The sequence below is a fragment of the Vibrio sp. K4 genome (genome assembly GCF_051122595.1).
In the GTDB taxonomy this organism is placed as follows: domain Bacteria; phylum Pseudomonadota; class Gammaproteobacteria; order Enterobacterales; family Vibrionaceae; genus Vibrio; species Vibrio owensii.
Genome location: NZ_CP178577.1, coordinates 3,091,336 through 3,105,160, shown reverse-complemented (window position 1 = coordinate 3,105,160; position 13,825 = coordinate 3,091,336). Strand labels below are relative to the sequence as shown.

The following is a 13,825-nucleotide window of genomic DNA, read 5'->3' as shown; positions in this document are numbered from 1 at the left end:
GTCGGATGCATTATAGATTAACTTCAAATTAGTGAATAACACAGTTGGCTAACATGAATAGTGCATATCTATTTGTCTTTATCTTATCTTTTGTTTTGCTCTTTATTTTACGTAAAGTCGCAAAGCGTGTCGGTTTAGTGGATAAACCTAATGCGCGCAAGCTCCATCAGGGCGTAGTGCCATTGGTTGGGGGGATTTCAATTTACCTTACCTTACTCGTAGGGTTTATCTTCTTTATCCCGATGAACGATAACTTGGCACTTTACCTTGTGTGCTCAGCGATACTCATCGTATTAGGAGCGTTGGACGATTATTACGACGTCAGCTTCAAAATTCGTCTAGCCATTCAAGCCGGTATTTCTCTTGCGATGATCCACATAGGTGGCCACAGTTTGCATGATCTTGGCTATTTAATGGGGAGTGAGACTATCGCCCTTAGTGAATTCGCCGGTACCGTGATTACCGTTATTGCAGTGATTGGTGCGATTAACGCCTTTAATATGGTTGATGGTATCGACGGATTACTCGGTGGGCTTGCCTCAGTAACCTTTACCGCGCTTGGAATTGTATTCGCGTACAGTGGTAACGAATACCTAGCCACCATTTGTTTGCTCATTGTAACGGCGATGGCGCCATACATCCTTCTTAATCTAGGCTTTCCGCTTGGTCGCCGATTCAAAATCTTTATGGGTGATGCCGGCAGTATGTTTATCGGCTTCTCTGTGGTGTGGATGCTTATTCGTGGAACGCAAGAGCCAGAAACCATAGCCTTCAAACCAGTGACAGCACTTTGGTTGATCGCAGTTCCTTTAATGGATATGGCCACCATCATGATCCGCCGTATTCGCAAAGGGCAATCACCATTCCAACCAGACAGAGAACACTTACATCATATTTGTCAGCGTTTGGGGCTTTCTCCTGTTGTTACGCTGATCTTCATATGCTCGATGGCTTCGATTTGTGCTGCTATCGGTTTATGGGCTGATCTTTTTGGTGTTAGCGAATCGATTATGTTTGTAGCATTCCTGGTTTTGTTTGTGTGTTATTTTTCGGCAATCAGCCATATTTGGCGTATTTCGTCTTGGTTCAATAAGCTATTCCGTACTTTAGCATTGCAGTCTGCGCCTAAATAAGCTTAGAAACCTATTGAGGTAGGTTGGGGCAAAATGGCAAAAACAATTAATTGCAATGAGACAGGTGGATTAGGCTGTCTCAAAATGGAAAATAAGCGTCTCAGGCCGACGTGAATATCTGAGATGAAGTATTAAAAGTTCAGCAGCTTTTGGGCTGCTGTAAATATATGCAAAAAAAAAAGGCTTAATCAAGTGAAGATTTTAGTTACTGGTGGGGCAGGGTTTATCGGCTCTGCAGTTGTCCGTCATATTATTGAAAACACCACTGACAGTGTAGTAAATGTCGATTGTTTAACCTATGCAGGTAATCTTGAGTCTCTTATCCGAGTAGATTCCAATCCTCGTTATACTTTCGAGCAAGTAAACATTTGTGATCGCGCAGAACTTGATCGTGTATTTAAAATCCATCAGCCAGATGCGGTCATGCATCTAGCAGCTGAATCTCATGTTGATCGTTCAATTACAGGCCCATCCGCATTTATTGAAACCAATGTCATCGGTACTTACACATTATTAGAGGCGGCACGCGAATACTGGAATACGCTTGGTGAAAGTGAGAAAAAAACCTTTCGTTTTCATCATATCTCAACCGATGAAGTATATGGTGACCTTCCACATCCAGATGAAGTTCCTGAAGGTGCTGAGCTTCCGATGTTTTTGGAAACAACGGCGTATGCACCATCAAGTCCATATTCCGCATCAAAAGCATCCAGTGACCATTTAGTTCGTGCATGGCTAAGAACTTATGGCCTACCAACCATCGTGACCAACTGCTCAAACAACTACGGTCCATATCACTTCCCCGAAAAACTCATTCCACTTGTTATTCTAAATGCCCTCGAAGGTATAGATTTGCCTATTTACGGCAAAGGCGATCAAATTCGTGATTGGTTGTTTGTCGAAGATCATGCTCGTGCGCTTTATAAAGTTGTGACTGAAGGTAAGGTTGGTGAGACTTACAATATCGGCGGTCACAACGAGAAGAAAAACATCGAAGTGGTGAATACGATTTGTGAAATTTTGGATGCCTTAGTGCCAAAAGACACAAAGTACGCTGATCAAATAATCTATGTTCAAGACCGTCCAGGTCATGACCGCCGTTATGCGATTGATTCAAGCAAAATGCAGAAAGAACTCGGTTGGACACCAGAAGAGACTTTCGAAACCGGTCTTAAAAAAACGGTGTTGTGGTATCTAGAAAATTCGGAGTGGTGCCAAAACGTGCAAGATGGCAGTTATCAGCGTGAGCGCTTAGGCGTCATGACAGAAGAGGTGAAATAATGAAAGGGATTGTACTAGCGGGCGGCTCAGGGACACGCCTTTACCCCATCACTCGCGGAGTGTCTAAACAGCTACTACCTGTTTATGATAAGCCAATGATTTATTATCCACTTTCCGTGCTTATGCTAGCAGGGATTCGTGAAATCCTCATTATTACAACAGCTGAGGATCAAGACAGCTTTCAACGTTTGTTAGGGGATGGCACTGATTTTGGTATTGAGTTGGAATATGCAATTCAGCCGAGTCCGGATGGTTTAGCTCAAGCATTTATTATCGGTGAAGAATTTATCGGTGATGATAGTGTCTGCTTGGTATTAGGTGATAACATTTTTTATGGTCAAGGATTTACACCTATTTTACAAAATGCAGCAAATAGGAAGTTGGGGGCGACGGTTTTCGGTTATCAAGTAAAAGACCCTGAGCGCTTCGGCGTCGTGGAGTTTGATGACAATATGAAAGCAATATCAATTGAAGAAAAACCATTTTCGCCAAAGTCAAACTATGCGGTAACAGGTCTGTATTTCTATGACAATCAAGCTGTCGAAATGGCAAAACAAGTAAAACCATCAAATCGTGGTGAGTTAGAAATTACCACGCTTAATGAGATGTATCTTAATGATGGATTACTAAATGTTGAGTTGTTAGGACGAGGTTTCGCTTGGTTAGATACGGGGACACATGCAAGTTTGCATGAAGCATCCTCGTTTGTAGAAACTATTGAAAATGTACAGGGTTTGAAAGTGGCGTGTTTAGAAGAGATTGCATGGCGTCAAGGATGGTTAAGCCGAGAGCAGATCCGTGTTGCGGGTGAAGAACTATCGAAGAATGATTACGGTCGCTATCTTCTTGAATTATTGGATGAATAAGTGTCGAATTTACAACTCATAAACCTTAACGTAATCGGCGATGAACGTGGCTCGCTCATAACTCTAGAACAAAACAAGAATATTCCGTTTGATATTAAACGTGTTTATTATATTTTTGGCACAAAAAATGGTGCCGCTCGGGGGTTTCATGCTCACTACGATTTAGAACAAGTTGCTATTTGTATGAAAGGTAGCGTCACATTCCTAATCGATGATGGACTAGTCCGAGAGCAAGTTACGCTGTCTTCTCCTGATGTAGGTTTACATATTAAAGGGCTGAAATGGCGGGAGATGCATGATTTTTCGGATGATTGTATCTTAATGGTATTAGCAAGCGACTTATATAAAGAGAGTGATTATATTCGCAGCTATGATGAATTTTTGAGAGAAATAAAATGAGTATACATCCTACAGCAATTGTTTCAGATAAAGCGGTTCTAGGAAAAAATGTTCATGTAGGTGCTTTCACTACTATCCATGACAATGTAGTCATCGGTGATAACACTATTATCGAGACCTATTGTGAGTTGGGTTTATCTAACCATCTTTCTGAAGGTAAGAATCTTGTCATTGGAAATGATTCTCACATTCGCTCGCGAAGCACCTTCTATGAGGGATCTACATTTGGAGAAAAGCTTGTTACGGGTCATAACGTGACCGTGCGAGAAAAAGCAGTTGTAGGCAAGAACTTTCAGCTAGGTACACTTAGTGATATCCAAGGACATTGTACAATTGGAGATTATGTTCGTACGCACAGTAATGTGCATATCGGTCAGTATAGCCAAGTAGGTAGCTTTGTTTGGATCTTTCCATATGTGGTTTTAACTAATGATCCTCACCCACCAAGTAGTGTGATGCAAGGTGTTACAGTAGAGGATTTTGCTGTTATTGCGACCATGTCAGTGATACTACCAGGAGCAAGAATTTCAGAAGGAGTTTTTGTTGGTGCACATTCATGTATTGGTGGGCGAACTCAGAAGGATATGCTCTACTCTGGGTCTCCAGCAAAGAAAATTGGTCCAGCTTCGAAAATTAAATTGAAAGATGGCTCAAGGCAACCAGCCTATCCTTGGCGTAAGCACTTTCATAGAGGTTATCCGGAAGACATTATCGCGCTGTGGAATGAGGAGCAAGTCAAAGATGTATGATATTGATGATTTGCAAGTTGGAATGAGTGCCTCATATTCTCAAACAATATCTGAAGCGGATATAAAACAGTTCGCTGGTTTTTCAGGGGACCGCAATCCAGTACATTTAGATGAGGAATATGCTCAAGCTTCTCGTTTCAAACAACGAATTGCCCATGGAATGATTAGCTCTAGTTTTTTTTCGGCAATATTTGGCACGAAGTTGCCCGGAGAAGGCTGTGTTTATGTGTCACAGTCATTGAAGTTTAGAAAACCTGTTTATATTGATGACACTGTTACGGCTAAAGTGGTTATCAAAAGAATTGAAAAAGATAAAAGAAGAGTCTTTTTTGACACTTATTGCAAAGTCGGACGCCAGAAAGTTATTACTGGTGAAGCTGAAATTTATATTCCAGAGAAAGAAAAATGATTCCATTTCTTGACCTTAAGTCAATTAACCAAACTTATCAAGACGAACTAATCAACGCATGTGCCCGTGTAATTGATTCTGGTTGGTATATTATGGGCAAGGAACTTTCTGCATTTGAACAGGAGTTTGCTCATTACTGTGGTACGAAATACAGCATTGGTGTAGCAAACGGACTTGATGCACTCACTCTAACATTGCGTGCATGGAAAGAAATGGGGAAACTGCGAGATGGTGATGAGGTCATTGTACAAGCCAATACTTATATTGCTTCTATTCTAGCAATAACGGAAAATAACCTTACTCCAGTTCTAGTTGAGCCCGATATCAATACCTTTAACCTCTCTCCTGAAGGTATCAAAAGTGCAATAACACACAAGACCAAAGTGATTCTTCCTGTACACCTATATGGATTGATCTCACCAATGGTCGAGATTATGCAAATAGCCAAAGAACATAACTTATTAGTTCTAGAGGACTGTGCTCAGTCTCATGGTGCAATACTCGATGGTAAGAAGTGTGGAGATTGGGGGGATGCTGGAGGATTTAGTTTTTATCCAGGGAAAAATTTAGGAGCATTGGGTGATGCTGGGGCTATCACAACTAATGATACTGAGTTATTTAATGTCATCAGTGCATTGCGCAATTATGGTTCTCATGAAAAATATAAGCATCTGTACAAGGGTGTTAATTCAAGGTTAGATGAAATTCAAGCAGCAATGCTCCGCATTAAGCTAAAGTATTTAGATAGTGAGGTTGAAAAAAGAAGAACTATTGCAGCATATTATAATTCTAATATTAACAATAATCTTATAACTATAAAGAAATACAAATCTGAGTCCGAGCATGCATACCATCTATTTGTAGTTGAGACACAAGATAGAGATAGATTGCAAGAATACCTATTATCAAATGGAATCCAAACTTTAATTCACTACCCCACAGCACCTCATCAACAAGAAGCATACTCGGAAATGAATAAACGTAGTTACCCGATATCAGAACGTATACACGCAACAATTTTAAGTCTTCCTATTAGTTCTGCTATGAGCTCGAGTGATGTAGAAAAAGTTGTTAATGCATTAAATGAGTTTGTATGAATTTAGCTAAAACTTCTTTTTTGAGTTTTATTTCTTCGGCTATAAAAATTATCTCCGGTTTGGTTATCAATAAAGCTATATCAGTACTTATTGGTCCTACTGGGCTAGCTACGATCGCTCAATTTCAAAATTTCATACAGTTGTCAATGACCTTTGCAAAGGGAGGGATTAATAGTGGTGTAACAAAGCTGCTTGCTCAGTTTAATGATGACAACCCAAAATGTGAGAAGGTCGTTAGTACTGCTTTGTTAATAACCTTACTCTGCTCAATTATTACCGGGATTTTTATTGTGCTATTTCGTCAGGAAATTGCATCAAACATATTTAATTCCGATGACAAGGAATACTTATTTATACTTTTGGGCTGTACAATCACATTGTTTTCTACTAATCAGCTTATTTTGTCAATAATAAACGGATATAGGAAAATAAAGCTATTTATCGGGGTGGATATTACACAAAGTATTTATGGCCTGATATTTACGACATTGCTGATTTATTTTTTCGCTATCGATGGTGCATTGATAGCTTTAGCAACTAATCAATCTGTCGTTTTGGTTATTGTTATAGTTTATATAAAGAAGAATAGAGTCTTTTCTAATTTATCAATCTCACGCAGATTTGATAGAAAAATTGGCAAAGTATTACTTTCTTTTTCAATCATGTCGATTACTACATTGGTTTGTGCACCTTTATCACAAATGGCTATTAGGGATATCATTGTATCTAAATCTGGTTGGATAGATGCGGGTTACTGGCAAGGTGTTTGGTTGTTATCTAATACTTACTTGACTGTTGTGACTACAGCGTTGACTACGTATTTACTTCCACAAATATCTTCTTTGAAAGATAAAGTAGATATTAAGCTTGAAATATTTAGTTGCTTAAAACTGATTATTCCATTTGTGTCGTTGTTATCATTGGTGGTTTTCTTTTTAAGAGATTTTATAGTAATTGTATTATATTCAAGGGAGTTTCTTCCTATGTCTGAACTTTTTGCATTTCAAATGATTGGGAATGTGATTAAAATGACAGCATGGATATTTTCTTTTGTAATAATATCAAAGGCAATGACAAAGAAACACGTTATATCAGAAGTTGTTGCAACAACAGTTTTTATATTTTCTACATATGTTCTAGTGGATATTTACGGTGTTGTAGGAGCTACGTATTCGTACGTAATAACATATATCGTATATCTTGTCCTTGTATTCTTTTTTGTTAAAAATGAAATTTTCAGTGTTTAAAAGATATGTTTACATTTACTTCGATAAGCTATAATCATAGCGACTATATAATACAGCACTTAGAAAGTATAAAATTTCAGATCGAGTCTTATGGAGCTGGGATGAAATTTGACTATGTATTATGTGATGATAATTCTAAGGATGATACAGTAGAGCTAGCCAATCGTTGGCTTTCTAATAACCAAGGTTTGTTTAGAAAAGTTACTGTTGTTAAAAATAATAAAAATGAAGGCACGGTAAGAAATTATCTAAAAGCTATATCTTTATTGGAAACATCTGAGGGAAAAATTTTAGCTAGTGACGATCTATATGGAACAAGAAATATTTTTGATGTGTACCGAAGCGATAAGATAGTCCTTAACTTCTCATACCCATTTTTTTTAGATGATAAAGAGGTTAAGACATTTTCTGTAAATTCAAAGTACTTCGATAAAGCAAAATTGTTTATGTTAATAAACAATAGTTATTTTTTAAAATTATTTATATCAAATAATGGTTCCTTGAGTGGGCCCGCTACTTATTATCCTACAGTATATTTGCAGGATGAAGGACTTCCCAAAAGCATGTCCAAATATAAGCTTGTTGAAGATAGGCCTCTATGGAAGCACCTGTTTGTTAAGAGAAAGTTGGCAGGTCAAGTTGTTTATAATTACAATCCTTTGATCTATTATCGTACCTCTGTTGGTGTGACATCCTCAGAAAGTCCAGTGCATGACCTATTTAAGAGAGATTGTGATCTTTTGGCTAAAGAGAGTGGTTTAATCGGTAAGCTTCCGAAGTTAATTAACCCATTCAATTATGTTATCAAAGCGCTAATTTTTTACTCAAAGATACTAAGTGTAACTCAAGAAAAATTACATGTTGGTAGATATTACTCTTTAAGTCGCACAATTGAATCTGAAAGATCTATTGCGATTAAACATATTGAAATGCTCAACTCAAAGGCTTTATTTTTTAAGTGTCAAAAATAAACGGCATGATAATGTTCATCAATATTATATACATTTTTGCATTCTACCTTTTTATCATGTCACCATATTTTATTTTTGGTGGCGTCAGCATTCATGGAGGAATGTTAGGGTTGTTTGTATTATCTTTAGTTTTAATTTTTAAACAAGGTAAAATTTCAGTACCCAGACCAATAGTTAATTACTCATTTGTGTTGTTATTGATTTCATCTTACATTGCCTTCATGTCTGTTTTTATTAACGGAAAATTGGCAAGTGCCTCGGTTAGTTATTTCATAAACATTGTCTTTTATATTTTCTTAGGGGCTTTTTTTTACTGCGCAAACTCGAATAAGTATGATTTAGAGTCACAGATAAACACTATTATTAATTTTCTGATAATTAGTGTTGTTTTCAATGGCATTGTCATATTGTTAGAGTTTCAATTCCCTTCTTTTAGATCAGCTGTAGAGTCAATTTTACAATCAAATAATTCCAACATTGATTATTTGGAGAGAAGCAATCGATTTCGTGGATTAGCATCGGGGGGCGCAGCAAACTTGTCGTTGTTATATGGTTTTACATTGGTAGCGTTATACTACCAATTTCTTCTTAATAAGATTAGAATTTACACTTTCATATTTTCTTTTTCGGTTGCGTTTTTTTCTTGCTTGTTAATTGGCAGAACTGGTTTAGTTGTTGCTGGTGCTGGAATATTTGTGATAAGTATCGTTTCTTTCTTTGATAGACACTTGAGTTCTTATAAATCCATCGTATTTATAGCTCTTATGTTCTTTATTTTACCTGTATTACCTATTTTTCTTTCTCAGTTCATGACAAATTATATGCTTGATTATGCACTAATGTTTTTCTATCGTGGCTTAGATGGAATAAAAAATGAAGGAACAGTAGATGTATTGTCAGCTATGACTACATATCCTAATTCTTTTATAGATGCACTTTTTGGGGTAGGAACAGACTCTGGTGGATTTTTTACTCATACAAGAAGCGATAGCGGATATTTGAAGATGTTTACTACAATGGGGTATCCTCTTGCAATAATGTTGTATATATCCATTGGTTTAATATTTATTAGACATGCCCAAGGGATAATAAAATACAGGTGGCTTTTATTGACTTTTGTTGGCGCTTGGTTTTTTTCTGAGATTAAAGAACCATTTGTTTTCAAAGGTTATACGGCCAGACTACTTTGGTTCTTATTGGCGATGTTAATAGTGGATAGATATTTTAAAGCGAAATTGATTAGGAAGTAATATGAACATTATTTTAAAAAAAATCTTGAATTCACTACCCTTTCCTATATTTGTGAAAGTCAAATCAATATTTAAACTTGGATATTTGGTAAATATAAAGTCCCCTAAAACATTTAACGAAAAAGTAAATAGCCGGAAGTATTTTTGGGCCGAAGAAGCATTCTCTTTATGTTCTGATAAATTATTGGTTAAAGATTATGTAGCCTCAAAGATTGGACAAGAGTACATAATAAAAACTCTATTTAAATGCGAGTATATAACAAAGGAGGATATAGAGTTTTTATTGTCTGAACATAAACAGATTGTCCTTAAAGCGAACCATAACTCGGGGCAAGTGTTTATATTGAAGGATACTCCATCGGGAGAAAAGTTAGATTTTATTGTAAGCTCTTTGAATTCACAAATGTCTGAAGATTATGGGAAAATAAAGCACGAGCCTTGGTATAGTAATATTAAGCCCATGATACTGGCAGAAGAGGTTCTTATTGATAAATCATACAATGATATATTGGATTTCAAATTTCATGTTTTTACAGACTTAAAAACTGGTAGTCAAGAAGTGGTGTTACAAGTAGATTTTGATAGGCATAATAATCATACACGCACTATTTATGATGAAAATTTTAACATTTTGCCATTTTCTTGGGCAAAAGCTACCGTTCGACTTGACCTGCCAAAACCGAATAATTTCCATGTAATGGTGGATATTGCAAAAAAACTTGGAAAAGATTTTTCTTATGTCCGAGTGGATTTATATAATGTAAATGAAGAAATTTATTTTGGTGAGATGACATTTGCTCATGGCTCTGGATTTGAACGATTTTCACCTGTGTTTTACGACACTTGGCTAGGGAAGAAGTGGGTATCGTAGTTTAGATGATATTATGAAAAAACATATATTGATAAATAGCTTATCAGGTGGTGGTGCTGAAAGGGTAGTTTCTTCGATTGTGAATAGCCAACCAGAGAAATTTACATTGGTCTCTATTTGGAATATAAATGAATATGATCTTAACTCGGAAGTTCAGTATACTGCTTTATTAAATAAAAAGAGATTTCTTTTGTTGGATTTGATTTTAGCTTTTTTTAAATTACTTTTTTTTGTTAAAGCTGAGAATGTCAAATATATAAATAGCCATTTATTTTGGGCTAATTATTTGAATGTTGTAGTTTCTTTTTTTACTAAACATAAAACTTACTGTACACATTGTGTAGCATTTGAAAGTAAGTTTAAAAAAGGAACTTTTAGTTATTTTTTCCATTATTTACTATGCTGCAAGTTATTAACTAGGGCTTATGGTCATACATTCAAATGTAATGATCTTATGGTGTCTTATCGAAAGATATTCAAGTTTAGACATTGTTCGGTGATCTATAACCCTGTGGTAAAAAAAATAGATGATGATAGTAATAGAATTCAGTTTCCATTTATAGAGAACTGTAAATATATTTTATGTGTAGGTAGATTTCATGAAACTAAAAATCAAAAGGAAATAATAAAAGCTTTAAAACTATTACCTGAAAACATACATGTAATTTTTCTTGGCGATGGACCAAAATTAGAAGAATGTAAGAATCTTTCTATAAGATTAAATGTAAGTAATAGAGTTCACTTTCTAGGGCATTGCAATAACCCTAGTTATTTCTATCAGCGCGTTTCATATTTAATTTCCGGATCTTTATCCGAAGGATTTCCAAATGTAATGATAGAGGCAATTTTTCACAAGTGTTTTCCAATTACATATGACTGTGAAACTGGTCCGAGAGAAGTTTCCTCTGTTTTATATACAGCTCCTCACGTCAGTTATGATAAATATGATGTTTATCCGCTGGGGGTTGTATTTAAGTCATCTGATTATTTGACGATATCCGAGGCTATCAGCTTTACGCTAGAAGCGAACTTAGAGGTTAATGAGGTTAGTTCTAAATTTGTTTTAGATGCTCTTAACTTGGGGAAAATTACAAATTCTTATTTTTCTTTATATTAGATTTGCTTTTAATCTGATGATATATACGTGCTGTTTATTATGGTGATTTTCTTGTGTTTTGCTATATTTAGCAAGCCAATTATCACCATAAATAAATGGTTCTTTTTATTAATATGATTATGTTTGATTTGATTTTTAATAATCATGAGAAGTTCAATTGGGTAAAAAATGGCTACCATTGTAATTACATCTAATACTAGTTGGTATCTTTATAACTTTCGCAAGAACACTATATTAGCTTTGATTGATTCTGGATATAGAGTTATTGCACTTGCTCCGCAAGATGACTATTCAAAGAAAATAGCTATGCTTGGAGCAGAGCATTACAATATAAATATCGATCAAGGCGGTTCAAATCCTGTAAAAGACATACTAACCTTATTGAGTTTTTTTCATATTTATATGAAGATCAGGCCTGAGGTAGTGTTAAATTTCACTCCAAAGAACAACATATATAGTACCTTGGCATCAAATCTATTAGGTTCTAAGTCCGTTAACAATATTGCCGGTTTAGGCATGGTGTTTATTAATGATAACTTGACCGCTAAACTAGTTCGATTTCTTTATAAATTTAGTCAACCCAAAGCCCATTTGATTTTTTTCCAAAATGAAGATGATAGATCACTATTTGTGAATCATAATCTTGTTCCATTGGATATTACAGACCGACTGCCAGGGTCTGGTGTGGATTTAACTCGCTTTGCGGTGTCTCCTAGTCAAGACGATGGAATTGTACGATTTTTGTTAATCGCACGAATGCTCTATGACAAGGGCATAGGCCATTATATAGAAGCGGCCCGTGAGTTAAAAGCCAAGTATGGTTGTATGGTTGAGTTTCGGCTATTGGGTTTTCTTGATGTGAATAACCCTTCTGCTGTATCCAAGCAAGATATGCAATCTTGGGTGGATGAAGGGATAGTCAACTATTTAGGGACATCTGATTCTGTTGAACAAGAAATTGCTCAGGTTGATTGTATGGTATTACCGTCTTTCTATCGAGAGGGTGTTCCTAAATCCCTGCTAGAAGCATGTGCGATGGGAAAGCCTATTGTGACTACAGACAATGTAGGTTGTAGAGAGACGGTAGATGAAGGCATAAATGGCTATTTATGTGAGCCTCGTAGTACTGCAAGTCTTGTTGAAAAACTTGACTTGATGATTACTAAATCTCATGAGCAGCGTTTACAAATGGGTTTGAAGAGTCGCGCTAAAGTTGAAAATGAGTTTGATGAAAATATTGTCATCAAGAAATATCTCGAAGCAGTGAAATCTGCATTGAATTAATTATTAGTAATAATCATATCTCGGAGTATAAGGCGTCGGTATTAAACAACAAGTTGGTTAAAATGATGCCGATACCGACTATGTAGGCATTATAAAATGCGATGCTATTGGTTGAGCGTCATAAAGTTGCAGTGGTTGATATTATCCAAGAAAAAGTTCAATTACGTAACGAAAAATCATCTCCAATCGTCGATGTGGAAATAGAAAAATCTCTGGCGAATAAACCATTGAACTTTGCCGTAACCCTCGATAAAGAGTTTACTGATACTGAGTTCGTTATTATCTCAACCCTGACAGATTACGATTTAGAGAACAATAGCTTCACACATCTTCTGTCGAGTCGGTAATTAAAGACGTAATATCGAATAACCCTCATGCGCTCACGGTGATTAAGTCCACCACTTCTGTGGGTTACACTACACGTATAAAAGCGGTCCTTGGTTGCGAAAACATCATATTTTCCCCCTGAGTCGTAAAGCCTATTGTAGTAAGCGCGCCTTCTGAGCGCGCTCAAGTGTTTGCTAATCTACTTTAGAATGGGCAGTGAGAATGACGTTGAAATTTTGTACACTGACTCAACTAAAGAGGAAGCGATATAACTTTTCTCAAACAGCTACTTGGCATTACGCGCCGCTTACTTCAATGAACTATACACCTATGCAGAATAACACGGCTAAGATACGCGCCAAATTATAGAGTGCGTCTGCCTTGACTCGTGCATTAGTTCACATATTACAACAACCCTTTATTTGGTTATGGTGGTACTGCTTATCAAAAGACACCAAACAATTGCGCGCCAGCTATTCAGATGTGCAGAATAACATTATTAGTGCGATTGTGGATTCGAACCCCACGCGTAAAGATTTTATCGTGGACCCGATTATCAAACGCAATCTAACGCGTATCGGAATTTACCGTTTAGTGACGAAATCGGGTTCAGATAATCTCCGCACTTCGAGTATCCAAGACATCGAAGTTGTGGTGTTTGAGCTTTAGCTGAAACAAAAAGAGCTCTTCCCTTCATTAGTATTAACGGATTTAGATAAGTTTAAGTCAAGCTGTAGCATTATTGTTTCAAATCGCATGGCACAAGACTTAGCGGATGTAAGAGACAAAGTGTACACGAACCGATCTATTCGGTTCAGATTAAG

Annotated in this window: 13 protein-coding genes and 1 pseudogene; all 14 read left to right on the top strand. The window is 36.4% G+C overall.

Annotated features, from left to right (window positions below):
- Positions 1–53 precede the first annotated feature (53 nt).
- The 14 genes and pseudogenes from wecA (at position 54) to ACLIIY_RS13915 (ending at position 13,824) form a co-directional block, all read left to right on the top strand.
- Entirely contained in the window at positions 54–1,133 is a 1,080-nt protein-coding gene (gene wecA, locus ACLIIY_RS13980) for a UDP-N-acetylglucosamine--undecaprenyl-phosphate N-acetylglucosaminephosphotransferase (RefSeq protein WP_434527766.1), read from the top strand.
- Positions 1,134–1,325: 192 nt separating this feature from the next.
- Positions 1,326–2,414: a dTDP-glucose 4,6-dehydratase gene (gene rfbB, locus ACLIIY_RS13975; RefSeq protein ID WP_434527765.1), complete on the top strand. Its 1,089-nt coding sequence runs from the start codon at positions 1,326–1,328 to the stop codon at positions 2,412–2,414.
- On the top strand, positions 2,414–3,280 hold the full coding sequence (gene rfbA / locus ACLIIY_RS13970) for a glucose-1-phosphate thymidylyltransferase RfbA (RefSeq protein ID WP_434527764.1): 867 nt from the start codon (positions 2,414–2,416) through the stop codon (positions 3,278–3,280). Before rfbB ends, rfbA begins: the two co-directional genes overlap by 1 nt.
- Positions 3,281–3,679: a sugar 3,4-ketoisomerase gene (locus tag ACLIIY_RS13965; RefSeq protein WP_434527763.1), complete on the top strand. Its 399-nt coding sequence runs from the start codon at positions 3,281–3,283 to the stop codon at positions 3,677–3,679.
- A complete protein-coding gene (locus tag ACLIIY_RS13960) occupies positions 3,676–4,428 on the top strand; it encodes an N-acetyltransferase (RefSeq protein WP_434527762.1) in 753 nt (250 codons plus the stop codon). Before ACLIIY_RS13965 ends, ACLIIY_RS13960 begins: the two co-directional genes overlap by 4 nt.
- Complete coding sequence (locus tag ACLIIY_RS13955) at positions 4,421–4,837, top strand: MaoC family dehydratase (RefSeq protein WP_434527761.1); 417 nt, start codon at positions 4,421–4,423, stop codon at positions 4,835–4,837. Before ACLIIY_RS13960 ends, ACLIIY_RS13955 begins: the two co-directional genes overlap by 8 nt.
- Positions 4,834–5,934, top strand: coding sequence for a DegT/DnrJ/EryC1/StrS family aminotransferase (locus ACLIIY_RS13950; RefSeq protein WP_434527760.1), 1,101 nt, complete (start codon positions 4,834–4,836; stop codon positions 5,932–5,934). Before ACLIIY_RS13955 ends, ACLIIY_RS13950 begins: the two co-directional genes overlap by 4 nt.
- Positions 5,931–7,181 (top strand): O-antigen translocase, encoded by a 1,251-nt coding sequence (locus ACLIIY_RS13945; RefSeq protein WP_434527759.1) that lies wholly within the window; start codon positions 5,931–5,933, stop codon positions 7,179–7,181. Before ACLIIY_RS13950 ends, ACLIIY_RS13945 begins: the two co-directional genes overlap by 4 nt.
- A 5-nt stretch (positions 7,182–7,186) precedes the next feature.
- Positions 7,187–8,152, top strand: a complete 966-nt coding sequence (locus ACLIIY_RS13940) for a glycosyltransferase (RefSeq protein WP_434527758.1) — start codon at positions 7,187–7,189, stop codon at positions 8,150–8,152.
- An 11-nt stretch (positions 8,153–8,163) separates the two neighbouring features.
- The gene (locus ACLIIY_RS13935; RefSeq protein WP_434527757.1) at positions 8,164–9,402 is read left to right on the top strand and encodes a hypothetical protein; all 1,239 of its coding nucleotides are present in this window, start codon (positions 8,164–8,166) and stop codon (positions 9,400–9,402) included.
- A gap of 1 nt (position 9,403) precedes the next feature.
- Positions 9,404–10,273 (top strand): ATP-grasp fold amidoligase family protein, encoded by an 870-nt coding sequence (locus ACLIIY_RS13930; RefSeq protein WP_434527756.1) that lies wholly within the window; start codon positions 9,404–9,406, stop codon positions 10,271–10,273.
- 13 nt (positions 10,274–10,286) lie between these two features.
- The gene (locus tag ACLIIY_RS13925) at positions 10,287–11,390 is read left to right on the top strand and encodes a glycosyltransferase (RefSeq protein ID WP_434527755.1); all 1,104 of its coding nucleotides are present in this window, start codon (positions 10,287–10,289) and stop codon (positions 11,388–11,390) included.
- A 168-nt stretch (positions 11,391–11,558) separates the two neighbouring features.
- Positions 11,559–12,674, top strand: coding sequence for a glycosyltransferase family 4 protein (locus ACLIIY_RS13920; protein WP_434527754.1), 1,116 nt, complete (start codon positions 11,559–11,561; stop codon positions 12,672–12,674).
- An 88-nt stretch (positions 12,675–12,762) separates the two neighbouring features.
- Positions 12,763–13,824 (top strand): annotated as a pseudogene (locus tag ACLIIY_RS13915) (UDP-glucose 6-dehydrogenase).
- Position 13,825 lies beyond the last annotated feature (1 nt).